The organism is Mycobacterium stomatepiae (assembly GCF_010731715.1).
GTDB classification, from domain to species: Bacteria; Actinomycetota; Actinomycetes; order Mycobacteriales; family Mycobacteriaceae; genus Mycobacterium; species Mycobacterium stomatepiae.
This window is the reverse complement of sequence record NZ_AP022587.1, coordinates 3,216,152-3,239,447: the sequence shown is the minus strand read 5'-3', so window position 1 is coordinate 3,239,447 and position 23,296 is coordinate 3,216,152. Positions and strand designations below refer to the sequence as shown.

Below are 23,296 nucleotides of genomic sequence, written 5' to 3'. Positions count from 1 at the left end.
GACGGATTGGTTCAACGCTGACGACTCTCATCACCGCCCACCAAACGCCCACCGAGTGGCCTGACAACGGATGAATCGGTTGTCCTCCCAACGGGGGACGAAACGCAATTGACCCCGGGCCGGGCCCGGGGTCAATTGATGAGTGCGGAAAACTACGCCCAGTTCCACACCGACATGTCGCCGGCCGGGTACTGCGCGCAGGCGTCGGTCGCCTTGGCGACAACACCCTTGTTGTTGAAGAAAACCTTCATGTGGTTGGGCCAGGCCACCCACAGCGGGTCCGAGACTGGAGCGTAGAAGTTCTCCGAATAGCCGCGGCGGTCCTGCGGCGACAGCGAGAAGAACCAGTGCGCCTTGTCGATCGTCGCCTGCTGGACGTTCGGGTGGTTGTTGAAGTCGATCATGTACCGCTGGTAGTACACCGGGCTGGTGTCCCGGGTGGCCGCGAGTATCTGCTCGGCGTCGCAAGTGGTGTTGATCATCCGGCGGGGGATTGGGAAGTCCTCCGTGGAGTCCGCGGATGCGGTCGTCGGGAAGGTCACAGCGGCCATACCCATTGCAAGGAAAACGGCGCCTGCGCGCGCCCACGAACTCAGCCGAGACATGAAGATAACGGTAGCACTTCGGAAAGCCCGCGGGGAGCCTTGGTCACCTTTTAGTCCGGCTTACTAGGCTTCGCCATCAGGGACGATAACGTGTGACGGATCGGGCCGCAGGTCAGCCGGGGCCTGGCTGTAGTCGCCGAACGGGCCGTCGCGGCGCTCCACCGCGGCCCGTACCCCCTGGGTTTCGGCCGTGTGGATGAAGTCGAGAGCGTCGGGAGTATTGCGCATCAGGCCGTCCAGGATGCCGCCCAGTGTTTGGGTGGAGGCCAGGCCCATGTTCTCGTAGGCCTGGTTGACGATCAGTTTTTGCGCCCGCAGCTGCGACAACGGGATCTGCGCCAGCTCGGCCGCGATCTCGGCGACCCGCGCCTCGAGGCGCTCGAACGGCACCGCCTCGTTGATCAGCTCGATCTCGGCGGCCTGGATCCCGGTCAGCGGCCGGCCGGTCAGCGAGTGCCACTTGGCCTTGGCCAGGCTGAGCCGGTACAACCACATGCCGGTCAGGTAGGCCCCCCACATCCGGCTGTACGGGGTGCCGATCACGGCGTCTTCGCTGGCCACGATGATGTCGGCACACAGCGCGTAGTCGCTGGCGCCACCGACACACCAGCCGTGCACCTGCGCGATCACCGGCTTGGACGCCCGCCAGATGGCCATGAACTTCTGCGTGGGCCCGGTCTCGCGAGCGCTGACCATCGCGAAGTCCTTGCCCGGATCCCACTGGCCGTCGGTCATCATGGTCTCGCCCCAATGCTGGAAGCCGCCGCCGAAGTCGTAGCCGCCGGAGAAGGCCCGGCCGGCACCACGCAGCACGATGACCTTGACTCCCGGATCCCGCTCGGCCCGGCCGATGGCGGCCTCGATCTCGTCGGGCATCGGCGGCACGATCGTGTTGAGGTGCTCGGGGCGGTTCAGTGTGATGGTCGCGACCGGACCGGCGGTCTTGTACAGCAGCGTCTCGAAGTCGGTCTTGGATACGGACATGGCCCCAGTGTGCGCTACTCGACCGGCGGGTCGGGCTCCCGGTTTTCCGGAGTGGAGGCGTGGATCTGGTCGCCGATCTTCAGATACGGCGTCGTGAAGTAGGCCGATCCCAGCACGAGCGTGCTGAAGATCAGCGTCGTGATCACGGCGTTCGGCCACAGTTGCCCCGTTCCGAAGCCGAACAAGACGATGCCGAGCGCCGACGTCCCCCAGTAGAAGTACCGGGCCTTGCGGCGCTGGGCGATGAAGCGAAACGCGCCTGTGCCCACCCGGCACCGATCAGGATCAGGCCCGCGATCACCATGGCGAGTTCGATCATGTCGAGGATTTTCATGCGTGGCCTCCCAGCGTCCGCCATAGGAACGAAAAACTCAGGGCCGCCTTGAACGCGGCTTGCTCGTTGTCGGCGGCGCCGGCGTGCCCGCCCTCGATGTTCTCGTACAACCAGACCCGATGGCCCGCGGCCTGCAGCGCCGCCACCATCTTGCGGGCGTGGCCCGGGTGCACCCGGTCGTCGCGGGTGGAGGTGGTGAACAGCACCTGCGGATAGTCGCGCGTCGACGAAATGTTTTGGTAGGGAGAATATTTGGAGATGAACTCCCAGTCGTTCGGGTTGTCGGGGTCGCCGTACTCCGCGACCCACGACGCGCCGGCCAGCAGCAGGTGGTAGCGCCTCATGTCCAGCAGCGGGACGTCGCAGACCAAGGCGCCGAATTTCTCCGGGTACTTGGTCAGCATGATGCCCATCAGCAGCCCGCCGTTGCTGCCGCCCTGCGCGCCCAGCTGCTCGACGGTCGTGATGCCCCGGCGCACCAGATCGTCTGCCACCGCCGCGAAATCCTCGTCGACCTTGTGCCGGCCCTCGCGGATCGCCTGGGTGTGCCAGCCCGGCCCGTACTCGCCGCCGCCGCGGATGTTGGCCATCGCGTAAGTGCCGCCGCGGGCTAGCCACAGCCGGCCCAGCACCCCGCCGTACCCGGGTGTCTTCGAGGACTCGAATCCGCCGTAACCGCCCAACAGGGTGGGTCCGGGTGCTTTGGCGTCTCGTGATCGCACCACGAAGTACGGAATCTCGGTGCCGTCCTTCGACGGCACGAAATACTGCTGCACGCCCAGGTTTTCGGCATCGAAGAACGCCGGCGCGGACTTGATGGCTTCCAGGTGTTCGGCATCCGTGCTGCGCACCAACTGCGAGGGCATATCGAATCCGCTTGAAGCCAAGAAGAATTCATCACCCGTATCGTCGGCGGCCACGATCACCGTGTGGGTCGCCGGCGGGATCCCGGCGATGGGCTCGCGCTGCCAGGTGCCGGGTGTGACGATTTCGACCCGGCTGGCGACGTCGACCAACGTGACGAGCAGCAGCCGGTCGCGGGTCCACGCGCTTTGGTGCAGAAAGGTGTGCTCGTCGGGCTCGAAGACCACACGTAAATCGCCTGTCCCGGAAAGAAATTCATCGTAGTGGGCCGCCAGCAGCGACCCGGCGCGATAAGTCGCGTTGCCGACGGACCAATCGGTGCGCAGCTCGATCAGCAGCCATTCGCGATGTACCGATACGCTCGCGTCACTGGGTACGTCGATGTGGATCAGTTCCGACCCGCGTACCTCGTAGGTCTCTTCGTTCCAGAAGTCGACCGAGCGACCGACGAAGGTGCGTTCGAAGCCCGGCGTCCGATCGGCGCTCCCTGACACGCTGACGTCCGCGCGGGTCCCCTCGAATATCGTTTCCGCTTGGCTCAACGGGGTGCCGCGCCGCCAGCGCTTGACGATGCGCGGGTATCCGGATTCGGTGAGCGAATCGGCACCGAAATCCGTACCGACCAGCACCGTATCCGGATCCTCCCAGCCGATCTGCGACTTGGCTTCGCCGAGTGTGAACCCGTCGGGGATGAATTCGCGTGTGAGCATGTCGAATTCGCGCACGATCACCGCGTCCGAGCCGCCGCGGGACAGGTTGACCAGCGCGCGGGTGAACTCCGGTTCGATCACCGAGGCGCCGGCCCACACCCACTTCTCGTCGTCGGCACGGCCGAGTTCGTCGACGTCGATCAGCACGTCCCATTCGGGGGAGTCGCTGCGATAGCTGTCCAGCGTGGTGCGCCGCCATAACCCGCGGGGGTTGGCCGCGTCGCGCCAGAAGTTGTACAGGTACTCGCCGCGGCGACGGACGTACGGGATGCGGGCATCGGTGTCGAGCACTTCCAGCGCCTCGGCGCGCATCCGCTCGAAGTCCGCCCCGCAGAACTGCGCGATCGTCGGTTCGTTGCGCGCGCACCCAATCCAGCGCCTCCTCGGCGGTGACCTCCTCGAGCCACAGGTACGGGTCGTTGTCGTCCGCAGCACCGTCTGCTGTCATGGGTCAGCCAACCTCTGCTGTCATGGCAGCCATTGTGGCCCCAGCGGTAGTGTGAGCTGTATAACAGGTGAAGCAGAACGGGAGTCGAGCAAATGACCGTCTTCGCACGCCCCGGTTCGGCCGGGGCTCTGATGTCGTACGAGTCGCGGTACGACAACTTCATCGGGGGTGAGTGGGTCGCGCCCGCCAAGGGCCTCTACTTCGAGAACCCGACGCCGGTGACCGGCCAAACGTTTTGCGAGGTGGCGCGCTCCGACCAGAACGACGTCACCAAGGCGCTCGACGCCGCGCACGCGGCCGCTCCGGCGTGGGGTAAATCGTCGCCGGCGGAGCGGGCCGCGGTGTTGAACAAGATCGCCGATCGCATTGAGGCGAACCGGGATTCGCTGGCCCTTGCCGAGGTTTGGGACAACGGCAAGCCGATCCGCGAGACGCTGGCGGCCGACATCCCGCTGGCCGCCGATCATTTCCGGTATTTCGCCGCGGCGATCCGCGCCCAGGAGGGTTCGCTGTCGCAGATCGACGACGACACCGTCGCCTACCACTTCCACGAGCCGCTCGGTGTCGTCGGGCAGATCATCCCGTGGAACTTCCCGATTCTGATGGGCGCCTGGAAGCTGGCGCCGGCGCTGGCCGCCGGCAATACCGTGGTGCTCAAGCCCGCTGAACAGACGCCGGCGTCGATCCTCTACCTGATGTCGTTGATCGGTGACGTGATCCCGCCGGGTGTGGTCAACATCGTCAGCGGCTTCGGCGTCGAGGCCGGCAAGCCGCTGGCGTCTAGCGACCGGATCGCCAAGGTCTCGTTCACCGGGGAGACCACGACGGGCCGGCTGATCATGCAGTACGCGTCGCAGAACCTGATCCCGGTCACGCTCGAGCTCGGCGGCAAGAGCCCCAACATCTTCTTCTCCGACGTGATGGCCGCCAACGACAATTTCCAGGACAAGGCGCTCGAAGGCTTCACGATGTTCGCCTTCAACCAGGGCGAGGTGTGCACCTGCCCGTCGCGCAGCCTGATCCAATCCGAGATTCACGACGAGTTCCTGGAGCTGGTCGCGATCCGGACCAAGGCGGTCCGGCAAGGCGACCCGCTGGACACCGAGACCATGGTCGGTTCGCAGGCCTCCAACGATCAGCTGGAAAAGATCTTGGCCTACGTCGAGATCGGTAAGGGCGAGGGCGCCAAGCTGATCACCGGCGGTGAGCGTGCCGAGCTCGGCGGTGACTTGTCCGGCGGCTACTACATGCAGCCGACGATCTTCTCCGGGAACAACAAGATGCGTGTCTTCCAGGAGGAGATTTTCGGGCCGGTGGTGACGGTGACGTCGTTCAGCGACTTCGACGACGCGATGGCCATCGCCAACGACACCCTCTACGGCCTGGGCGCCGGCGCGTGGAGCCGCGACGGCAATGTCGCCTATCGCGCCGGTCGCGCGATCAAGGCCGGCCGGGTGTGGGTGAACTGCTATCACGTCTACCCGCCGCACGCGGCCTTCGGCGGCTACAAGCAGTCCGGGTTCGGTCGCGAGACCCACCAGATGGCGCTCGACCACTACCAGCAGACCAAGAACCTGTTGGTGTCCTACGCGGACAAGGCGCAGGGCTTCTTCTGATGAGCGCCACGGCGGCCCCAGCAGGTGTCGTCATGACGGTTGCCGCCGCCGAATTGCTGGCTCGTCTGCAGGACCGCCACGGTCCGGTGATGTTTCACCAGTCCGGCGGATGCTGCGACGGCTCGTCGCCGATGTGTTACCCGTGCGGCGACTTTCTCGTCGGTGACCGCGACGTCTTGCTCGGCGTGCTGGACGTGGGAGCCGACGGCGTCGCGGTGTGGATCTCGGGCCCGCAGTACCAGGCCTGGAAACACACCCGGCTGGTCATCGACGTGGTGCCCGGGCGCGGCGGCGGATTCAGCCTCGAAGCACCCGAGCGCGTGCGGTTTCTCAGCCGGGGCCGCGTCTTCACCGACGAGGAGAAAGTCCAGCTAGAAGCCGCGCCGGTGATCACCGGTGCCGGGTACGAGGGGGGCGAACGGCCGTCGACGAGGGGCCCGGTAATTGACAAAGCCGTGCCGGAAACGTGCCCGACTCGTAGTCCGTGACTCAGTACGCTCGATGAGGTGATCCCGTTACCCCGGCCCTGGATGCTGGCCAGCGCAATGCTGGTCGGCGCCGCGGTCGGGCTGCTGGCGGGCGTGGCGTTGACCGTGCTGGTCCATACCCCGGTCCGCCCCGACCTGGTGATCGCCTTGGTCGTCGGGCTGCCCGGCGTGGTCGGCCTGCTGACGATCCTGTTCTCCGGGCGTCGGTGGGTCACGATGCTCGGCGCGTTCATCCTGGCCCTGGGGCCCGGCTGGTTCGGGGTGTTGGCCGCCATCGAGGTGACCTCCCATGGCTGACAAGAGGGTCGAACACGACCACGCGACGAACCCCGGGACCCAGCCGTTCGTCCCTGACTTCGAGGACACCGGCACGCGGGGATTCGTCCCGGATTTCACCGACACCGGTGAGCACTCGGTGCCGTTCGTGCCGAACTTCGACGACACCGGCTCGCACCCGATATCGTTCGCCGCCCTCAAGCCCGACAAAGCCGAAGGCAAATCGGCAGCCAATGCCGAAGACAAGGACGCCACCAAGACGCCCGCCGCCGAGCCGTCCGATTCGGAGACCGACTCGGGCGGTCTGCCGGTGCAGTCGGTCACCGTGCCCGGCCGCTACCAGTACCTGAAGTGGTGGAAATTGGTCCTGGTGATCCTCGGCGTGTGGGCCGCGACGGCCGAGGTCGGGCTGAGCCTCTTCTACTGGTGGTACCACACGATCGACAAGACCCCGGCGGTGTACATGGCGCTGGTCTACGTCGTGGCATGCACCGTCGCCGGCGTGATGCTGGCCATGGTCCAGGGCCGGCCGCTGATCGCGGCGCTGTCGATCGCGGTGATGTCGGGACCGTTTGCCTCGCTGGCCGCCGCGGCACCCCTGTACGGCTATTACTACTGCGCACACACCCACCGTTGTCTGGTCGGCGTCATCCCGTATTGATCCACGCTGCAGTGCGGTGAGAAGTCATCGCCCACTAGTGTGGGCTCGTGACTTCTCACTATGACGTCGTTGTCCTTGGAGCTGGTCCCGGCGGGTATGTCGCGGCGATTCGCGCCGCGCAGCTCGGCCTCAACACCGCGGTCGTCGAACCGAAGTACTGGGGCGGAGTCTGCCTCAACGTCGGCTGCATTCCGTCCAAGGCGCTGCTGCGCAATGCCGAACTCGTGCACATCTTCACCAAAGAGGCCAAGACGTTCGGCATCAGCGGTGAGGCGTCATTCGATTACGGGGTCGCCTGGGATCGCAGCCGCAAAGTGGCCGAGGGCCGCGTCGCCGGCGTGCACTTCCTGATGAAGAAGAACAAGATCACCGAGATCCACGGTTACGGACGCTTCACGGACCCGCACACGCTGTCGGTCGAATTGAACGAAGGCGGTGGCGCCGAAACGGTCACGTTCGACAACGTCATCATCGCCACCGGCAGCAGCACGCGCCTGGTTCCCGGTACGTCGCTGTCGGAGAACGTGGTCACCTACGAGGAACTGATCCTGTCCCGCGAGCTGCCGGAGTCGATCATCATCGCCGGTTGTGGCGCGATCGGCATGGAGTTCGGCTATGTGCTGCGCAACTACGGCGTCGACGTCACCGTCGTCGAGTTCTTGCCGCGCGCGCTGCCCAACGAGGACGCCGAGGTGTCCAAGGAGATCGAGAAGCAGTTCAAGAAGTTGGGCGTCAAGATCCTGCTCGGAACCAAGGTCGAGTCCATCACCGACGAAGGCTCCGTGGTCCGGGTGGCGGTCAGCAAGGACGGCAAGTCCGAGGAGCTCAAGGCCGAAAAGGTGTTGCAGGCCATCGGTTTTGCGCCCAACATCGAGGGCTACGGCTTGGACAAGGCCGGCGTCGCGCTGAGCGATCGCAAGGCCATCGGGATCACCGACTACATGCGCACCAACGTCGACCACATTTACGCGATCGGCGACGTCACCGGCAAGCTCCAGCTGGCCCACGTCGCCGAGGCGCAAGGTGTGGTCGCGGCCGAAACCATCGCCGGCGCAGAGACTTTGGCGCTCGGCGACTACCGGATGCTGCCGCGCGCGACGTTCTGCCAGCCGAACGTCGCCAGCTTCGGGCTCACCGAGGAACAGGCCCGGGAGGAAGGCTACGACGTGGTGGTGGCGAAGTTCCCATTCACCGCCAACGCCAAAGCGCATGGCGTGGGTGACCCCAGCGGTTTTGTGAAGTTGATTGCCGACGCCAAATACGGCGAACTGCTGGGCGGACACCTGGTCGGTCACGACGTGTCCGAGCTGCTGCCCGAGCTGACCCTGGCGCAGAAGTGGGACCTGACCGCCACCGAGCTGGCCCGCAATGTGCACACCCACCCGACCATGTCCGAGGCGCTGCAAGAGTGCTTCCACGGCCTGACCGGCCACACGATCAACTTCTAGCCGATGGTTCGCGGCGAGACCATTCTGGGTGCCCTCGGCGGTGCGGCCACGGGTTATGTGTTGTGGTTGCTTGCCATTTCGCTCGCCGGTGACAACGCGACGGCGGGCCACTGGGGTCCGCTGGTGTTGCTGGGATCGGTGCTGCTGGGCGTTTTCGCCATCATTTGGGGCGTCGTGCTACGCCGCCGCCGCAAGTATCTGTGGGCGGCGTTCGCTTTCGACTTATTAATATTGCCGGTGATTTTGACGCTGGCGGTGCTGGCCGACGTCTACGCCTGAGGCGTGTTACCTCGGGTTGTCCAACTCGATGTTGAGAGCGGATATCGTCGCCGCCAAGCCGTCGTATTGTGTTGCGAGTAAACAGAATTCGATGAGTCGGTGCCGGTCGAGGTGCTCTGCGAGTTGCCGCCAGGTGTCCTCGCTGATAGACCGGTCCTTGATCAGCTCATCCGTCGCGGTCAGCAGCGCCTGTTGCCGGGCGCTCAGTATCACCCGGGGACCGTCGCCGTCCGGAACGTCGGGCCAGGCGAATATTGTCGCCTGCATGTGAGCGTCCAGACCGAATTTGCGCCCCATCTTCCGATGATGCTGCAGCTCATACTCGCTCGAGCGCAGATGCGCGACACGCAGGATTACCAGTTCGGTGTCCACCCGAGGCAGCCGGCCCCGCAGCAGGCGGCCGCCGTACAGCGACCATGCCCAGAACAGCCCTTGGCGCTGACCGAGCGTGGTGAACAGATGCATCTCGGGCGTCTGCAATTTGCGGGCGGCCCCTTTGGCCAGCAGCCAGTTGATCGGGCCCAACCGGCGAAACTTGGTGGACGACGGGATGCGCGCCACGTGCCCGTTCTGCGCACCGCTCATGGCTGCTTCACCAAGTACGGCGACACCGTGCTGCGGTGCTCGTCGAGATCGAGGGCGCGTCCCAGCGCCGGGAACGCGCGCTGTGGACAGTTATCGCGTTCGCAGACACGGCAACCCGCGCCGATGGGTGTAGCAACGTCTCCCGACAAGTCCAGTCCTTCCGAGTAGACGAGCCGGTGCGCGTGCCGCAGCTCGCAGCCCAGCCCGATCGCGAAGGTTTTACCCGGCTGACCATACCGGGCAGCACGGCGTTCCACGGTGCGGGCCACCCACATGTAGTTGCGGCCGTCGGGCATCTGGGCGATCTGCACCAGGATCTTGCCCGGGTTGGCGAACGTCTCGTAGACGTTCCACAGCGGGCAGGTGCCTCCGCTGGAGGAGAAGTGAAAACCGGTGGCGGACTGGCGTTTCGACATATTGCCGGCACGATCCACCCGGACGAACGAGAACGGCACCCCACGCATCGACGGCCGCTGCATCGTCGACAGCCGGTGCGCGATCGTTTCGTAGCTCACCGAGTAGAACGCCGACAGCCGTTCGACGTCGTAGCGAAAATTCTCGGTGACGTCGTGGAATTGACGATAGGGCAGCACCGCGGCGGCGGCGAAGTAATTGGCCAGTCCCAGCCGGGCCAGCGTGTGGGACTCATCGCTGGTGAATTTGCCCTCGGCGACCATGCTGTCGATCAAGTCGCCGAACTCGAGATAGGCCAATTCGGCGGCCATCTTGAAGACCTGCTGGCCCAGCGCGAGGTGATTGCTCATCTCCAGCGTCTTGGTCTCGGGGTCGTAGCGGTGCAGCACGGTGTCACCGAGGTCGATGCGCCTGTTGATGTGGACGCCGTGCACCTCGGTGAGCCGCCGCGTCAGCTCGCGGGCCAGGTCGCCGTGGTTCAGCCGGGTGTGGACCGTGAGGTCCTCGGCCGCGGTGTCCAGCTCGTGCAGATAGTTCTGCCGCTGATAGAAGTAGTCGCGCACCTCTTCGTGCGGCATCGTGATCGATCCGCTGCCGCTGCCGTCGGAGTAGCGCTCCTCGGTGGCGGCGGCCAGCTGCGCGGTGGTGAGCTGGTAGCGCCGGTGCAGGTTGACCACCGCGCGGGCCAGGGCGGGATGGGCGTTGACCATCTCGGCGACCTCGGGTGGGTCGACGTTGATGTCCAGATCGCGATCCATCGTGACCTCGCGCAGCTCGGCGACCAGGCGGGTGTCGTCCTGGGAGGCGAAGAAGGTCGCGTCCACTCCGAACACCTCGGTGATCCGCAGTAGCACCGCGACCGTCAGGGGACGTACGTCGTGCTCGATCTGGTTCAGGTAGCTCGGCGAGATCTCGAGCATCTGGGCCAGAGCGGCTTGGGAGAAACCACGCTCGTTACGCAGTTGGCGAACGCGTGAGCCGACGAACGTTTTGGACATTTATGGCAGTCTACCTGCATTGCAAAGGAAGGGTTCGCAGACTTGGCAACCTCGACGCGACTTCGTCAGGTTTGGCGTTTGTCCGCTGTCGTTGGCATGATTCGCAGCGAGGTCTCAGGGTAAACCTCGGGGTAACGCACGTAAGGCAATTGGGGAGTTAGTCGTGAGCCTGGACAAATCAATGATGCCGGTGCCCGACGGTCACCCCGACGTTTTCGATCGCGAATGGCCGCTGCGCATCGGCGACATCGACAGCACCGGCCGGCTTCGCCTGGACGCAGCGTGCCGGCACATCCAGGACATCGGGTCAGACCAGCTGCGCGAGATGGGCTTCGAGGAGACTCACCCGCTGTGGATCGTCCGGCGCACGATGCTCGACGTGCTGCGCCCGATCGAGTTCCGCGACATGCTGCGGTGTCGCAGATGGTGTTCGGGCACCTCCAACCGGTGGTGTGAGATGCGGGTTCGCATCGACGGGCGCAACGGCGGCCTGATCGAATCCGAGGCCTTCTGGATCCACGTCAGCCGGGAGACCGAGATGCCGTCGCGCATCTCCGACGACTTCCTCGAGGGCCTGCACAAGACCACGTCCGTCGACCGGCTGCGCTGGAAGGGTTACCTGAAGCCGGGTAGCCGCGACGACGCCAGCGAGATCCACGAGTTCCCGGTCCGGGTCACCGACATCGACCTGTTCGACCACATGAACAACTCGGTGTATTGGAGCGTCATCGAGGACTACCTGGCGTCGCACCCGGAATTTATGCAGGGGCCGCTGCGCGTCACTATCGAGCACGAGGCGCCGGTGGCGCTCGGCGACAAGCTGGAGATCCTCTCGCACGTACACCCCGCCGGATCGACCGACAAATTCGGCCCCGGGCTGACGGATCGTCCTGTTACAACGCTCACATATGCGGTCGGTGACGAGGCGAAAGCGGTCGCGTCGCTCTTTAATCTCTAACCGGACAAGCGTCCCGGTAAATCGTGGTTGACCTCGGATTTTGGTTACCGGCCGGTAGCTTCTGAACCGGTTCAGATGCTGTACACCTTTGCAAAGTTAGCAAAATCGGTGCGGAGTCGTGGCCCAAATTTACAATCAAAATGGGTGGACCAGCATCAACAGGCTGTGTCATCGTCGTGTTAGCACAGGAGTGAAGCTGATACCGGACAGCGGTACGGCTTAACAGATTTTGACCAAAGGAGTAAGCCCAATGTCTGTCGTTGGCACCCCGAAGAGCGCCGAGCAGATCCAGCACGACTGGGACACCAACCCGCGTTGGAAGGACACCAGCCGCACCTACACCGCTTCCGACGTCGTGGCCCTGCAGGGCAGCGTTGTCGAGGAGCACACCCTGGCCCGCCGCGGCGCCGAGGTGCTGTGGGAGCAGCTGCACGACCTGGAGTACATCAACGCCCTGGGTGCCCTGACCGGCAACATGGCCGTGCAGCAGGTGCGCGCCGGCCTGAAGGCCATCTACCTGTCCGGTTGGCAGGTCGCCGGTGACGCGAACCTGTCCGGCCACACCTATCCGGACCAGAGCCTGTACCCGGCCAACTCGGTGCCGCAGGTCATCCGTCGCATCAACAACGCGCTGCTGCGCGCCGACGAGATCGCCAAGGTCGAGGGTGACCGGTCGGTGGAGAACTGGCTGGCCCCGATCGTCGCCGACGGCGAGGCGGGCTTCGGTGGCGCTCTCAACGTCTACGAACTTCAGAAGGCGATGATCGCCGCAGGCGTCGCGGGGTCGCACTGGGAAGATCAGCTTGCCTCGGAGAAGAAGTGCGGCCACCTCGGTGGCAAGGTGCTGATCCCGACCCAGCAGCACATCCGCACCCTGACCTCGGCGCGTCTGGCCGCCGACGTCGCCGGTGTGCCGACGGTCGTGATCGCCCGGACCGACGCCGAGGCGGCCACGTTGATCACTTCGGACGTCGACGAGCGCGACCAGCCGTTCATCACCGGTGAGCGGACCAAGGAAGGCTTCTACCGCGTCCGCAACGGCCTCGAGCCCTGCATCGCGCGGGCCAAGGCCTACGCGCCGTACTCCGACCTGATCTGGATGGAGACCGGGACCCCGGACCTCGAGCTCGCGGCCAAGTTCGCCGAGGGCGTCAAGTCCGAGTTCCCCGACCAGATGCTGGCCTACAACTGCTCGCCGTCCTTCAACTGGCGCAAGCACCTGGACGACTCGACCATTGCGAAGTTCCAAAAAGAGCTTGGCGCAATGGGATTCAAGTTCCAGTTCATCACGCTGGCCGGCTTCCACGCGCTGAACTACTCGATGTTCGATCTGGCCTACGGCTACGTCCGCAACCAGATGAGCGCCTACGTCGAACTGCAGGAGCGCGAGTTCGCGGCCGAGGAGCGCGGCTACACCGCGACCAAGCACCAGCGCGAGGTCGGTGCCGGTTACTTCGACCGGATCGCCACCACGGTGGACCCGAGTTCGTCGACCACCGCCCTGGCCGGTTCCACCGAAGAGGGTCAGTTTCACTGACGATGAGCGGGCGTAGGCAGCGAAGAGGAAGTGGAACCATTCGCGTGAGTCACTGAGCTGACTCAGGCGCCGAGCAGTCGCAGAATCGCACGTCTACAGCCCGGACGATGTGATTTTGTGTCTGCTCGCGCGGCTGGCGCGTGTAGCCCACCAGCCACTGAGCCCGGCTGCGTAACCCGCAGCTGAAGTAGCATAGGCCCCGCCCGGCGATCCTGGGCGGGGCCTATTGCGGTCCAAGACAATACGACTGGAGAGAAACGCAGTGAGCGACAAAGGGATTCAGCGGGTGGGGGTAGTCGGGGCCGGCCAGATGGGGTCCGGAATCGCCGAAGTCTCGGTCCGCGCCGGCGTCGCCGTCACGGTGTACGAGACCACCGAGGCGCTCATCACGGCGGGCCGCAACCGCATCGTCAAATCGCTGGAGCGCGGCGTCAGCGCGGGAAAGGTGACCGAGCGTGAGCGTGACCGCGCCCTCGGTCAGCTCAGCTTCACCACCGACCTCAACGACCTCGCCGACCGCCAACTGGTGATCGAGGCGATCGTCGAGGACGACGCCGTCAAGGCGGAGGTCTTCGCGAAGCTCGACGAGGTGATCACCGATCCCGATGCGGTGCTGGCGTCGAACACCTCGAGCATTCCGATCATGAAGATCGCGGCGGCCATCAAGAACCCGCAACGGGTGCTGGGCCTGCACTTCTTCAATCCGGCGCCGGTGCTGCCGCTGGTCGAATTGGTCAGCACGCTGGTCACCGACGAAGGCGCCGCCGCGCGCACCGAGGAGTTCGCCAGCGCGGTGCTGGGCAAACAGGTGGTGCGGTGCTCTGACCGGTCGGGATTCGTGGTGAACGCTCTCCTGGTGCCCTACCTGCTGTCGGCCATCCGGATGGTCGAGGCGGGCTTTGCCACCGTCGAGGATGTCGACAAGGCGGTCGTGGCCGGCCTGTCCCATCCGATGGGCCCCCTGCGGCTGTCCGATCTTGTGGGGTTGGACACACTCAAGCTGATCGCCGACAAGATGTTCGAGGAATTCAAGGAGCCCCACTACGGCCCGCCGCCCCTGCTGCTCCGGATGGTCGAGGCGGGGATGCTGGGAAAGAAATCGGGTCGGGGCTTCTACATGTACTGACACAGATCGCGGAATTTTTACCCGACCTGCGCATTGACGCCGGCGGAGTCATGTACGCACGTCGGGTATCATTTTGGCGGTCACCAAAGCGAGAGGTATCTATTTTCCCATGACGCAGCTCAGGCCGTATTACGAAGAGTCGCAGTCCATCTACGACGTCTCCGACGAGTTTTTCGCATTATTCCTGGACCCGACGATGGGCTACACCTGCGCCTACTTCGAGCGCGACGACATGACGCTGGAAGAAGCGCAGAATGCCAAGTTCGACCTGGCGCTGGGCAAGCTGAACCTCGAGCCCGGCATGACGCTGCTCGACATCGGCTGCGGCTGGGGTGGGGCACTGCAACGCGCGGTCGAGAAGTTCGACATCAACGTCATCGGAATCACGCTCAGCCGCAACCAGTTCGAATACAGCAAGGCCAGGATGGCCAAGATCCCCACCGACCGCACGGTCGAGATCCGGCTGCAGGGTTGGGAAGAATTCGAGGACCGGGTCGACCGGATCGTCACGATCGGCGCGTTCGAAGCCTTCAAATCGGAGCGTTACCCCGCGTTCTTCGACCGGGCCTACGACGTTCTTCCCGAAGACGGCCGGATGTTGCTGCACACAATTCTGGCGCAGACCCAGAAGTCGATGTTCGAAAAGGGCATCAAATTGACGATGAAAGACATTCGTTTCGCCAAGTTCATCGGCGACGTGATTTTCCCGGGCGGACAGTTGCCGTCGGTGGAGGACCTGCTGAAGCTCGCGCCCGACGCCGGATTCTCGGTGGAACAGGTGCAATTGCTGCAGCCGCATTACGCCCGAACGCTGAACTTGTGGGCCGCCAACCTCGAGGCCAACAAAGACAAGGCGATCGAGATCCAATCCGAAGAGATCTACGACCGCTACATGCACTACCTGACGGGGTGCGAGGACTTCTTCCGCAAGGGCATCACCGACGTGGGGCAGTTCACCTGTGTGAAGTAGACCGACGCAGAAGCGGCGGGCCGGACGGTGATGTCCGGCCCGCTTTCGTTTACTTCTCCAGCGTGAACTGGTCGACGTCGGTGTAGCCCTGACGGAACAGCTTGGCGCAGCCGGTCAGGTACTTCATGTACCGGTCGTAGACCTTCTGCGACTGGATCTCGATCGCCTTGTCCTTGTTGGCGTCCAGCGCAGCGGCCCACATGTCCAGGGTGCGCGCGTAGTGCAGCTGGAGCGACTGGATCCGGGTGAGCTTGAAGCCGGCGTCGCACGCGTGCTCCTCCACCAGCTGGGGGGTGGGCAGCCAGCCGCCGGGGAAGATCTCGGCCAGGATGAACTGCGTGAAGTGCACGACCTCGTGGGTCAGCGGCAGGCCCTTGGCCCTGGCTTCCTTGAACGCGGGGCGCACGATGGTGTGCAGCATCATCACGCCGTCGGACGGCAGCACCGAGTAGGCCATCTCGAAAAAGCGGGCCCAGCGGGCACGGCCGAAGTGCTCGAACGCGCCGATCGATACGATCCGGTCGACCGGCTCGTCGAACTTCTCCCAGCCCTCCAGCAACACGCGCCGGGTGCGCTGGGTGTCCAGCTGGTCGAACGACTTCTGCACGTGCTCGGCCTGGTTCTCCGACAACGTCAGACCCACGACGTTGACGTCGTATTTCTCGATGGCCCGCCGCAGCGTGGCGCCCCAGCCGCAGCCGATGTCCAGCAGCGTCATCCCGGGCTCGAGGTCCAGCTTGGACAGCGACAGGTCGATCTTCGCGAGCTGCGCCTCTTCCAGGGTCATGTCGTCGCGCTCGAAGAACGCACAGCTGTAGGTCTGGGAGGCGTCCAGAAAGAGCCGGAAGAAGTCGTCGGACAGGTCGTAGTGCGCCTGCACATTCCCGAAATGTGGCGTGAGCTGCACGGCCATAACGAAAAGAGCCTTTCTGTATCCCGAAGGCGGGGCGAAGTGGGAGAGATGCCCACCGGCCTCGGTGCATGCCCATTGCATGCTATCGGGTTGAACCGGCGCAGGTCGTGCGCGCGGTCGTCACATAGGGTCACACGAGACGGGCGAAATACCCAAACGAGACGCACGCAGAGCGGGTTTACGGCTCCCGTGGCGGCGCGATCGGAGAAGGATGTGGCTCCTCGCGGAACTTCTCCAGGGACCCGCCGACTTCGACAATTCCGCGTAGCGCGTTCCAGCTCAGCATGGTCAGGTAGTCGATCAGTTCGTCCCTGGTCATCCGCGGATTCGACATCCACGAGTGGGTTGCCAACTGCACACCACCGACGATCAAGTAGGACCACGGTTCCGCGCCACCGGTGTCGATCCCGGCCTGCGTCATGCGCCGGCGCATCATCACCGCGATCATGCGGGCGATGATCCGCTCGGAGTCGGCGATCACTTTGCTCTTGCTGGCCGAGCTGTTCGACATCACGAATCGGTACGGCTCGGGTTCGTTCGCCACGGTGTCGACGTAGACGCGGATGACCTCGCGGGTCAGGTCGAAGCCGTCGAGATTGGAGGCCAGCGCGGCGGCCATGTTCGGAATCAGCGTGGTCTGCGCGAAGCGCATCATCACCGCGGTCGTCAGGTCGTTTTTGTCGACGAAGTAGCGATACAGCACGGTCTTGGAGACCCCGATCTCCGCGGCGATCTCGTCCATGCTGAGGTAGCGGCCGTGTCGTCGGATTGCGTCGATCGTGCCGTCGACCAGCTCGTTACGGCGCTCCACCTTGTGTTGATGCCAGCGCCGTTTGCGACCGTCCGTCTTCACGATCGCGGCTTGGGTTTGTTCTGCCACTGTCGACGATTCCCATTCACTAGACGTCCCCGATAGTACGACGTCGGGGGGTCGATTTGGCGGATGGAACGCATCTGGGAGGGGCTCCACCAACCGTGTAGTAACACTAACTGGCCCGGGCAATACATGATGGTGTGGTGGTACACAGAGCCGAGGCAACGGGTTCGGGCACCTCGCGGCCGGAGCCGACGACGCCGACGGCCGCGGCGGGCGGGATTCGTACGTCGTTCGCGGAATCGTTCGCTGGAGCCGATCCCGAGGCAGACGCGCAGCGGCGGGCGGCGCTTCGCCGGATGAAGTTGGTGGCGCTGAGCTTCCTGGTCGGCGCCACCGTGGTTTTCCTGGCCTGCCGATGGGCGCAGGCGCACGGCAGCGTCGGCGCCTGGGTTGGCTACGTCGGCGCGGCCGCCGAGGCCGGCATGGTGGGTGCCCTCGCCGACTGGTTTGCGGTGACCGCGTTGTTCAAGCATCCGTTGGGCATCCCGATCCCGCACACCGCGATCATCAAACGCAAGAAGGACCAGCTCGGCGAGGGCCTGGGAACGTTCGTCCGGGAGAACTTCCTGTCGGCGGAAGTGGTCGAGACCAAGCTGCTCGACGCGCAGGTGCCGGGTCGGCTCGGTAAGTGGCTCGCGGAGCGGTCGCATGCCGAGCGGGTGGCGAGCGAGGCCGCGACGGTGCTGCGCGTGCTCGTCGAGCTGCTCCGCGACGAGGACGTCCAGCAGGTGATCGACCGGATGATCGTGCGTCGTATCGCCGAGCCGCAATGGGGGCCGCCGGTGGGCCGGGTGCTGGCCACGTTGCTGGCCGAGAACCGGCAGGAAGCGCTGATCCAGTTGCTCGCCGACCGGGCCTTTCAGTGGTCGCTGAATGCGGGCGAGATCATCCAGCGCGTGGTCGAGCGCGATTCGCCGACCTGGTCGCCGCGGTTCGTCGACCATCTCGTCGGCGATCGCATCCACCGTGAGCTGATGGACTTCACCGACAAGGTGCGCCGCAATCCGGATCACGAGTTGCGGCGTTCGGCGACCCGGTTCCTGTTCGAATTCGCCGACGATCTCCAACACGACCCGGACACCATCGCGCGTGCCGACGCGATCAAAGAGCAGCTGATGGCACGCGACGAAATCGCCAATGCGGCCGCGACGGCCTGGAAGACGTTGAAGCGGTTGGTTCTCGAGGGCGTCGACGATCCGTCCAGCACGCTGCGCACCCGCATCGCGGACGCCGTCGTCCGCATCGGGGAGTCCTTGCGCGACGACGCCGAGCTGCGCGACAAGGTCGACAGCTGGATCGTGCGGGCCGCCCAGCACCTGGTCTCGCAGTATGGGGTCGAGATCACAGCGATCATCACCGACACGATCGAACGTTGGGATGCCGAGGAGGCGAGTCGCCGGATCGAGCTGCACGTGGGCCGTGACCTGCAATTCATCCGGATCAACGGCACGGTGGTCGGATCGCTGGCGGGTCTGGTGATCTACACGATCGCACAGCTGTTTTTCTAGGGGTGCTAACTACTGCTTGCAAATGCAAGCGCACATCCGTACGCTGGTCCTGTCAAGATCGGCCATCGGACCCAAGGAGCACGCAATGCCACCGGAGGAGACACTCTCCGCCAAGGTGTCGACTGCGGCTTCCGACATCGGCAGCTTCATCCGGAGCCAGCGTGAACTCGCGCAGGTTTCGGTGCGGCAACTCGCCGAGCTGGCCGGTGTCAGCAATCCCTATCTGAGCCAGGTTGAGCGCGGACTGCGCAAACCTTCTGCCGACGTTCTCAGTCAGATCGCGAAAGCGCTGCGGGTTTCCGCCGAGGTCCTCTACGTGCGGGCCGGGATTCTCGAGCCGAGCGATAAGAGCCAAGTGCGTGACGCGATCATCACCGACACGGCGATCACCGAGCGTCAGAAGCAGATTCTGCTCGACATCTACGCCTCATTTGCCCAGCAAAGCGAACCGATCCATGAGGAGTGTTCGACCGAACCCGACAACCACGAGTGAGGTAGCCCGGCCCGGCCGGCTCAGCTGCGGATTCGCCTGAGCTCACGTTGGTGACGTATATCCCGACGGCCGCTGGGTTACCCGGAAGGGAAGGATGCCCCGATTCCCAGGCGCGGCGCTGCGCCGATACCCCTCGATCGTCAAACGACCCGACCAACCAGGAGGTTTCCCGGCAAGTCGCGTGCCATGTCAATACGCGGGTCTTGACTACTCCTCGCCCGAGGAGCCGACGCTTGCCTCGACTTCCAAACCAAACACATCACCAAAGCTGAGAACGACAACCAACCATGAAAGGAAACACCATGGCTGAAAACACCAACATCGAAGAATTGCGGGCACCGCTGCTGGCGGCCCTGGGCGCAGCGGACCTGGCCCTGGCCACCGTGAACGAGCTCATCGCCGGTCTGCGTGACCGGGCCGAGGACACCCGCAGCGACACCAAGAGCCGTGTCGAGGAGAGCCGCGCTCGCATCGCCAAGCTGCAGGAGGACCTGCCCGAGCAGTTCACCGAGCTGCGCGAGCGTTTCACCGCCGAAGAGCTGCGTAAGGCCGCCGAGGGCTACCTGGACGCCGCGACCAACCGCTACAACGAGCTGGTCGAGCGGGGCGAGGCAGCGCTGCAGCGGCTGCGCAGCCAGCGACCGTTCGAGGAGACCACGGCGCGTGCCGAGGGCTACGTCGACCAGGCCGTCGAGCTGACCCAGGAGGCCCTGGGCACCGTGGCGACGCAGACCCGCGCGGTCGGCGAGCGTGCGGCCAAGCTGGTCGGCATCGAACTGCCGAAGAAGGCCGAGTCCGCCGCCAAGGCAGTGGCCAAGAAGGCACCGGCCAAGAAGGCGCCCGCCAAGAAGGCTCCCGCCAAGAAGGCTCCGGCCAAGAAGGCTCCGGCAAAGAAGGTCACCCAGAAGTAGTTCGGATTCCGGGTTGCCCTTCGGGGCAACTCGGATTCGACGTTTACGACGGCGCCCACATACCCTTAAGGCGTGAGTCAAGCCGTGGGTACCGTCATGTTGGTCTTGCAGATCGGCGTCCTGGTGATGGCGGTGTACGCATTCATCCATGCGGCGCTGCAGCGGGCCGACGCCTACACCGCGGCGGAGAAGCTGACCAAGCCGGTGTGGCTGGTGATCCTGGGCCTGGCGGTTGCACTGACATCGATCCTGAGCTTCGTGTTCGGTGTGCTCGGAATGGCGATCTCCGCCTGCGCGGCCGGCGTGTACCTGGTCGACGTGCGGCCCAAACTTCTTGAAATTCAGGGCAAGTCGCGCTGAGGCGATGAAAGCTCTGCTGGCCGTGTCGGCGGCCGCGGTGGCCGCGCTGCTGGGCACGGCTTCAGGCACCGCGTCGGCCGAACCCGGCACCGGCGGGGTCAACCCCGCAGGCCCGCCGTTCGTCGATCACACCGCGTGGGCGCAGTGGGGACGGCTGTCCAGCCTGCGGGTCTTTCCGACGCCGGCCGGGCGGCTGGCCTCCAGGCAACCCGGCGCGGCCGACGAGGCCTGGGCTGAGGTGCTGGCGACGGCACCGGACGCCGACACGCCCGGCATGCGTGCGCAATTCCTCTGCCACTGGCAATTCGCCGAAATGGCGCAACCCGGCAAGACCAGCTGGAACCTCGAGCCGTGGCGGCCCGTCGTCGACGACGCCGAGATGGTCGCGTCCGGCTGCAATCCCGGTGGCCCGGAAGAATCGTTCTCGTGACCCTTAGCCGAGGACAACTGGCCGCGCTCGTCGACCACACCTTGCTCAAACCCGAGGCCACCGACGCCGACGTGATCGCGCTGCTGGCCGAAGCCGCGGACCTGGGTGTCTACGCGGTGTGCGTATCGCCGTCGATGGTCCCGGTCGCCGCGGCGACCGGCGGGGTGCGGGTAGCGACGGTCGCCGGTTTTCCATCCGGCAAGCACGTGTCCGCGATCAAGGCGCAAGAGGCCGCCGACGCGGTGGAATCCGGTGCGAGCGAAGTCGACATGGTGATCGACGTCGGTGCAGCGCTGGCCGGCGAGCTGGACGCGGTGCGCTCCGACATTGCGGCGGTGCGCACCGCGGTACCCGGGGTCGTGCTCAAGGTGATCGTGGAATCGGCTGTGCTGCTAAATGATTCGGACGGGCGCACGCTGACCGACGTGTGCCGGGCCGCCGAGGATGCCGGCGCGGACTTCGTCAAAACCTCGACGGGATTTCACCCCGCGGGCGGGGCGTCGGTGCGGGCCGTCGCACTGATGGCCGAGACCGTCGGCGGTTGCCTCGGGGTCAAGGCCAGCGGCGGGATTCGCACCGCCGCCGACGCGATCGCGATGGTGGACGCGGGGGCGACCCGGCTCGGCCTATCAGGCACCCGGGCGGTCCTCGACGGGCTCGGTTAAAACCCGGCGCTTAGATATTGGCGAAACAGGTGTCGTTGTTCTCGCCGGTGGGGATCGTGGCGTTCTGGATGGAGAAGTGGCTCGTCACGCCGGTCGACGTCACCTGCACGCTGTCCGCGTGAATACCCAGCGGGTAGTCGGCGGTCAGCTTGGCGGTATACGCGTCCAGCGTCGACTGCACGCTTTCGCGCGGCATCGTGAAGCCCAGCGCGTTGAAGCTCTGAATCTGCAGCTGAATTCCCTTGCCGGACACCACGGGCTTGGTCGTGATGTTGTCCAGCATTCCCTTCAGCTCGATGGTGCCGTCGGCGGGATGCGTGGTCACGCTGTTGGTGACAAACGGGCCCAACACCGGTATCGCGTTCTGCACCGAGTCCTTGATGCCGTCCGACGTCCAGGTGATGGTCGCGTCGAGCGATCCGATGGTGCCCTTCGACGTGGAGGTCTTGTCCAGCTTCACGTCTTTGATGCTGATGTCGATCTTCATGCCCTTGGCATCGCGGATTTGGTTGCCCGCCGTCGACACCGAAATGTTGGTGAAATGCTGTGTGGCGAGCTGCCAGAGCAGCAGCGGCGCAACCCCGAACGACGCCGTTGCCTGATCCTGAACCTCGCACGCCACCGCCTCGGCGACCTTGGCGTCGGCCACGTGGCGGGCATACAGCTCGCCACCGATCAGCCCCGCGATCAGCAGCGAAACGACGATGATGCAGATCAGAACGATGGACAGCGGATCGCGAAATCTCTTCTTTTTCTTTGCCGGTTCCGGCTCTGGGCTGGGCTTGGCGATCCGCTCGGTGGGGGGCGTCGGCGGTGCCGGCGGGGTGGGCGGCGGCGCGTAGCCGGCCTGCTGTGTGTCCGCGCCGGCCGGGTACTGCAGCCGCTCGGTTGGGCGCTCAGTGGGGGGCGGGCCGAACGGGCCTTGGTCCCCGCCATGAGGCCACGATGACGGGCCCTGGTTCGGTGGTCCTGGTGGGTTCGTCACCCAACCGATTCTGCCCTATGGCTACGAGCAAAGTCAGACTGGTTGCGGAGCACCGCGATGCTGTCCCGGGCTTTGGCGACCGAGGCGACGTCGATGTCGGCGATCACCAATTGCGGGTCGGCACCGGCCGAGGCGATCACCTCGCCCAGCGGCGATGCCACCAGGCTGCCGCCGACCCCGGTCGGCGCGCCCGAGGCCGATCCCGAGCCGGCCAGTGTGTCACCGGGATCGGCCTGACCGGCCGCGGCCACGTAGCTCATCGAGTCCAGCGCGCGGGCCCGGGCCAGTAGCGTCCATTGCTCGAGTTTTCCGGGACCCGAACCCCAGGAGGCGCAGACGGCGATCAGCTGCGCGCCGCGCCGGGCCAGCTCGGTGTAGAGCTCCGGAAAGCGGATGTCGTAGCAAACGGTCAGTCCCACCCCCACCCCGTCGACGGTGATCACCACCGGTTCCCGGCCGGGCGCGACGGTGCGCGATTCGGTGAAACCGAACGCGTCGTAGAGGTGGATCTTGTCATAGTGAGCCCAGAGCTGCTCCGAGGGCTGGTTGGGGGCGCCCGGGCCGGCCGCGATCAACGTGTTCGTCACGCGCCCGTCGCCGGCAGGGGTGAACATCCCGGCGATGACCGTGACGCCGGAGTCGGCCGCGATCCGCCGGACGCCCTCGGCCCACGGCCCGTCGACGGGCTCGGCGATCGGGGCCAGCGGAACGCCGAACCTGCACATGGTCGCTTCGGGAAACACCACCAGCGTCGCGCCGGCGTCGGCGGCCCGGGCGGTGTAGTCGCGCACCTGCTGCAGATTCGCCGCCGGATCGCTGCCACTGAGCATTTGCGCCAACGCGATTCGCATGG

At 65.2% G+C, this 23,296-nt stretch carries 25 protein-coding genes and 1 pseudogene; 16 read left to right on the top strand and 10 right to left on the bottom strand.

What is annotated here, in order from left to right:
• Nucleotides 1–152: 152 nt before the first annotated feature.
• The 4 genes and pseudogenes from G6N54_RS15220 to G6N54_RS15205 form a co-directional block, all read right to left on the bottom strand.
• Entirely contained in the window at nt 153–605 is a 453-nt protein-coding gene (locus tag G6N54_RS15220; protein ID WP_163790848.1) for a DUF5078 domain-containing protein, read from the bottom strand.
• A 63-nt stretch (nt 606–668) separates the two neighbouring features.
• Nucleotides 669–1,589 (bottom strand): crotonase/enoyl-CoA hydratase family protein, encoded by a 921-nt coding sequence (locus G6N54_RS15215; RefSeq protein ID WP_163790847.1) that lies wholly within the window; start codon nt 1,587–1,589, stop codon nt 669–671.
• A gap of 14 nt (nt 1,590–1,603) precedes the next feature.
• The gene (locus G6N54_RS15210; protein WP_232072842.1) at nt 1,604–1,858 is read right to left on the bottom strand and encodes a hypothetical protein; all 255 of its coding nucleotides are present in this window, start codon (nt 1,856–1,858) and stop codon (nt 1,604–1,606) included.
• A gap of 61 nt (nt 1,859–1,919) precedes the next feature.
• Nucleotides 1,920–3,945, bottom strand: a pseudogene (locus G6N54_RS15205) (prolyl oligopeptidase family serine peptidase).
• Nucleotides 3,946–4,037: 92 nt separating this feature from the next.
• Here G6N54_RS15205 and exaC point away from each other — a divergent pair.
• Genes exaC through G6N54_RS15175 form a run of 6 tightly spaced genes read left to right on the top strand, consistent with a single transcriptional unit; the run spans nt 4,038 to nt 8,713 of the window.
• Entirely contained in the window at nt 4,038–5,561 is a 1,524-nt protein-coding gene (gene exaC, locus G6N54_RS15200; RefSeq protein ID WP_163790846.1) for an acetaldehyde dehydrogenase ExaC, read from the top strand.
• A complete protein-coding gene (locus G6N54_RS15195; RefSeq protein WP_163790845.1) occupies nt 5,561–6,049 on the top strand; it encodes a DUF779 domain-containing protein in 489 nt (162 codons plus the stop codon). Before exaC ends, G6N54_RS15195 begins: the two co-directional genes overlap by 1 nt.
• 18 nt (nt 6,050–6,067) lie before the next feature.
• Nucleotides 6,068–6,346 carry a putative holin gene (locus G6N54_RS15190; RefSeq protein WP_179969069.1) on the top strand — a complete coding sequence of 93 codons (279 nt, stop codon included), beginning with the start codon at nt 6,068–6,070 and terminating at the stop codon, nt 6,344–6,346.
• Nucleotides 6,339–6,986 (top strand): hypothetical protein, encoded by a 648-nt coding sequence (locus G6N54_RS15185; RefSeq protein WP_163790844.1) that lies wholly within the window; start codon nt 6,339–6,341, stop codon nt 6,984–6,986. The genes G6N54_RS15190 and G6N54_RS15185 overlap by 8 nt, the downstream gene beginning before the upstream one ends.
• Nucleotides 6,987–7,033: 47 nt before the next feature.
• Nucleotides 7,034–8,434, top strand: coding sequence for a dihydrolipoyl dehydrogenase (gene lpdA, locus G6N54_RS15180; RefSeq protein WP_163790843.1), 1,401 nt, complete (start codon nt 7,034–7,036; stop codon nt 8,432–8,434).
• A gap of 3 nt (nt 8,435–8,437) precedes the next feature.
• Nucleotides 8,438–8,713 (top strand): hypothetical protein, encoded by a 276-nt coding sequence (locus tag G6N54_RS15175; protein WP_163790842.1) that lies wholly within the window; start codon nt 8,438–8,440, stop codon nt 8,711–8,713.
• Between the two features lie 6 nt (nt 8,714–8,719).
• Here the strand turns inward: G6N54_RS15175 and G6N54_RS15170 are convergent, their stop codons facing one another.
• Nucleotides 8,720–9,298, bottom strand: a complete 579-nt coding sequence (locus G6N54_RS15170) for a carboxymuconolactone decarboxylase family protein (RefSeq protein WP_163790841.1) — start codon at nt 9,296–9,298, stop codon at nt 8,720–8,722.
• Nucleotides 9,295–10,710, bottom strand: a complete 1,416-nt coding sequence (gene ramB / locus G6N54_RS15165) for an acetate metabolism transcriptional regulator RamB (protein WP_163790840.1) — start codon at nt 10,708–10,710, stop codon at nt 9,295–9,297. The genes G6N54_RS15170 and ramB overlap by 4 nt, the downstream gene beginning before the upstream one ends.
• Nucleotides 10,711–10,873: 163 nt before the next feature.
• Here ramB and G6N54_RS15160 point away from each other — a divergent pair, with 163 nt between their 5' ends.
• The 4 genes from G6N54_RS15160 to G6N54_RS15145 all read left to right on the top strand — a co-directional run bounded on the left by G6N54_RS15160 (nt 10,874) and on the right by G6N54_RS15145 (nt 15,301).
• The gene (locus G6N54_RS15160) at nt 10,874–11,668 is read left to right on the top strand and encodes an acyl-[acyl-carrier-protein] thioesterase (RefSeq protein ID WP_163790839.1); all 795 of its coding nucleotides are present in this window, start codon (nt 10,874–10,876) and stop codon (nt 11,666–11,668) included.
• A 250-nt stretch (nt 11,669–11,918) separates the two neighbouring features.
• Nucleotides 11,919–13,205 carry an isocitrate lyase gene (gene aceA, locus G6N54_RS15155; protein ID WP_163790838.1) on the top strand — a complete coding sequence of 429 codons (1,287 nt, stop codon included), beginning with the start codon at nt 11,919–11,921 and terminating at the stop codon, nt 13,203–13,205.
• A 262-nt stretch (nt 13,206–13,467) separates the two neighbouring features.
• Nucleotides 13,468–14,331, top strand: a complete 864-nt coding sequence (locus G6N54_RS15150) for a 3-hydroxybutyryl-CoA dehydrogenase (RefSeq protein WP_163790837.1) — start codon at nt 13,468–13,470, stop codon at nt 14,329–14,331.
• Nucleotides 14,332–14,440: 109 nt separating this feature from the next.
• Nucleotides 14,441–15,301, top strand: coding sequence for a cyclopropane mycolic acid synthase family methyltransferase (locus G6N54_RS15145; protein ID WP_163790836.1), 861 nt, complete (start codon nt 14,441–14,443; stop codon nt 15,299–15,301).
• Nucleotides 15,302–15,350: 49 nt separating this feature from the next.
• Here G6N54_RS15145 and pcaA read toward each other — a convergent pair whose 3' ends face one another.
• A complete protein-coding gene (gene pcaA / locus G6N54_RS15140; protein WP_163790835.1) occupies nt 15,351–16,214 on the bottom strand; it encodes a cyclopropane mycolic acid synthase PcaA in 864 nt (287 codons plus the stop codon).
• 178 nt (nt 16,215–16,392) lie between these two features.
• Nucleotides 16,393–17,094 carry a TetR/AcrR family transcriptional regulator gene (locus G6N54_RS15135; protein WP_163790834.1) on the bottom strand — a complete coding sequence of 234 codons (702 nt, stop codon included), beginning with the start codon at nt 17,092–17,094 and terminating at the stop codon, nt 16,393–16,395.
• A gap of 134 nt (nt 17,095–17,228) precedes the next feature.
• Here G6N54_RS15135 and G6N54_RS15130 point away from each other — a divergent pair, with 134 nt between their 5' ends.
• The 6 genes from G6N54_RS15130 (at nt 17,229) to deoC (ending at nt 21,458) form a co-directional block, all read left to right on the top strand.
• Nucleotides 17,229–18,599 carry a DUF445 domain-containing protein gene (locus tag G6N54_RS15130; RefSeq protein ID WP_372513207.1) on the top strand — a complete coding sequence of 457 codons (1,371 nt, stop codon included), beginning with the start codon at nt 17,229–17,231 and terminating at the stop codon, nt 18,597–18,599.
• A gap of 85 nt (nt 18,600–18,684) precedes the next feature.
• On the top strand, nt 18,685–19,092 hold the full coding sequence (locus G6N54_RS15125; protein WP_163790833.1) for a helix-turn-helix domain-containing protein: 408 nt from the start codon (nt 18,685–18,687) through the stop codon (nt 19,090–19,092).
• 302 nt (nt 19,093–19,394) lie between these two features.
• Entirely contained in the window at nt 19,395–20,003 is a 609-nt protein-coding gene (locus tag G6N54_RS15120) for a heparin-binding hemagglutinin (RefSeq protein ID WP_163790832.1), read from the top strand.
• Nucleotides 20,004–20,075: 72 nt separating this feature from the next.
• The gene (locus G6N54_RS15115; RefSeq protein WP_179969068.1) at nt 20,076–20,363 is read left to right on the top strand and encodes a DUF2516 family protein; all 288 of its coding nucleotides are present in this window, start codon (nt 20,076–20,078) and stop codon (nt 20,361–20,363) included.
• Between the two features lie 4 nt (nt 20,364–20,367).
• On the top strand, nt 20,368–20,793 hold the full coding sequence (locus tag G6N54_RS15110) for a DUF2599 domain-containing protein (RefSeq protein ID WP_163790831.1): 426 nt from the start codon (nt 20,368–20,370) through the stop codon (nt 20,791–20,793).
• The gene (gene deoC / locus G6N54_RS15105; protein ID WP_163790830.1) at nt 20,790–21,458 is read left to right on the top strand and encodes a deoxyribose-phosphate aldolase; all 669 of its coding nucleotides are present in this window, start codon (nt 20,790–20,792) and stop codon (nt 21,456–21,458) included. Before G6N54_RS15110 ends, deoC begins: the two co-directional genes overlap by 4 nt.
• Before the next feature lie 10 nt (nt 21,459–21,468).
• Here the strand turns inward: deoC and G6N54_RS15100 are convergent, their stop codons facing one another.
• Together G6N54_RS15100 and G6N54_RS15095 are read right to left on the bottom strand one after the other, a co-directional pair.
• Nucleotides 21,469–22,443, bottom strand: a complete 975-nt coding sequence (locus tag G6N54_RS15100) for an LmeA family phospholipid-binding protein (protein ID WP_163790829.1) — start codon at nt 22,441–22,443, stop codon at nt 21,469–21,471.
• Entirely contained in the window at nt 22,440–23,294 is an 855-nt protein-coding gene (locus G6N54_RS15095; protein ID WP_163790828.1) for a carbon-nitrogen hydrolase family protein, read from the bottom strand. The genes G6N54_RS15100 and G6N54_RS15095 overlap by 4 nt, the downstream gene beginning before the upstream one ends.
• Nucleotides 23,295–23,296: the final 2 nt, after the last annotated feature.

What these genes read in the sequence shown, in the direction of transcription:
- G6N54_RS15220 (WP_163790848.1), bottom strand. Translation starts at nt 605, where the DNA reads ATGTCTCGGCTGAGTTCGTGGGCGCGCGCAGGCGCCGTTTTCCTTGCA.
- G6N54_RS15215 (WP_163790847.1), bottom strand. Translation starts at nt 1,589, where the DNA reads ATGTCCGTATCCAAGACCGACTTCGAGACGCTGCTGTACAAGACCGCC.
- exaC (WP_163790846.1), top strand. Translation starts at nt 4,038, where the DNA reads ATGACCGTCTTCGCACGCCCCGGTTCGGCCGGGGCTCTGATGTCGTAC.
- G6N54_RS15195 (WP_163790845.1), top strand. Translation starts at nt 5,561, where the DNA reads ATGAGCGCCACGGCGGCCCCAGCAGGTGTCGTCATGACGGTTGCCGCC.
- G6N54_RS15185 (WP_163790844.1), top strand. Translation starts at nt 6,339, where the DNA reads ATGGCTGACAAGAGGGTCGAACACGACCACGCGACGAACCCCGGGACC.
- G6N54_RS15175 (WP_163790842.1), top strand. Translation starts at nt 8,438, where the DNA reads ATGGTTCGCGGCGAGACCATTCTGGGTGCCCTCGGCGGTGCGGCCACG.
- G6N54_RS15170 (WP_163790841.1), bottom strand. Translation starts at nt 9,298, where the DNA reads ATGAGCGGTGCGCAGAACGGGCACGTGGCGCGCATCCCGTCGTCCACC.
- ramB (WP_163790840.1), bottom strand. Translation starts at nt 10,710, where the DNA reads ATGTCCAAAACGTTCGTCGGCTCACGCGTTCGCCAACTGCGTAACGAG.
- aceA (WP_163790838.1), top strand. Translation starts at nt 11,919, where the DNA reads ATGTCTGTCGTTGGCACCCCGAAGAGCGCCGAGCAGATCCAGCACGAC.
- G6N54_RS15145 (WP_163790836.1), top strand. Translation starts at nt 14,441, where the DNA reads ATGACGCAGCTCAGGCCGTATTACGAAGAGTCGCAGTCCATCTACGAC.
- pcaA (WP_163790835.1), bottom strand. Translation starts at nt 16,214, where the DNA reads ATGGCCGTGCAGCTCACGCCACATTTCGGGAATGTGCAGGCGCACTAC.
- G6N54_RS15125 (WP_163790833.1), top strand. Translation starts at nt 18,685, where the DNA reads ATGCCACCGGAGGAGACACTCTCCGCCAAGGTGTCGACTGCGGCTTCC.
- G6N54_RS15120 (WP_163790832.1), top strand. Translation starts at nt 19,395, where the DNA reads ATGGCTGAAAACACCAACATCGAAGAATTGCGGGCACCGCTGCTGGCG.
- G6N54_RS15110 (WP_163790831.1), top strand. Translation starts at nt 20,368, where the DNA reads ATGAAAGCTCTGCTGGCCGTGTCGGCGGCCGCGGTGGCCGCGCTGCTG.
- G6N54_RS15095 (WP_163790828.1), bottom strand. Translation starts at nt 23,294, where the DNA reads ATGCGAATCGCGTTGGCGCAAATGCTCAGTGGCAGCGATCCGGCGGCG.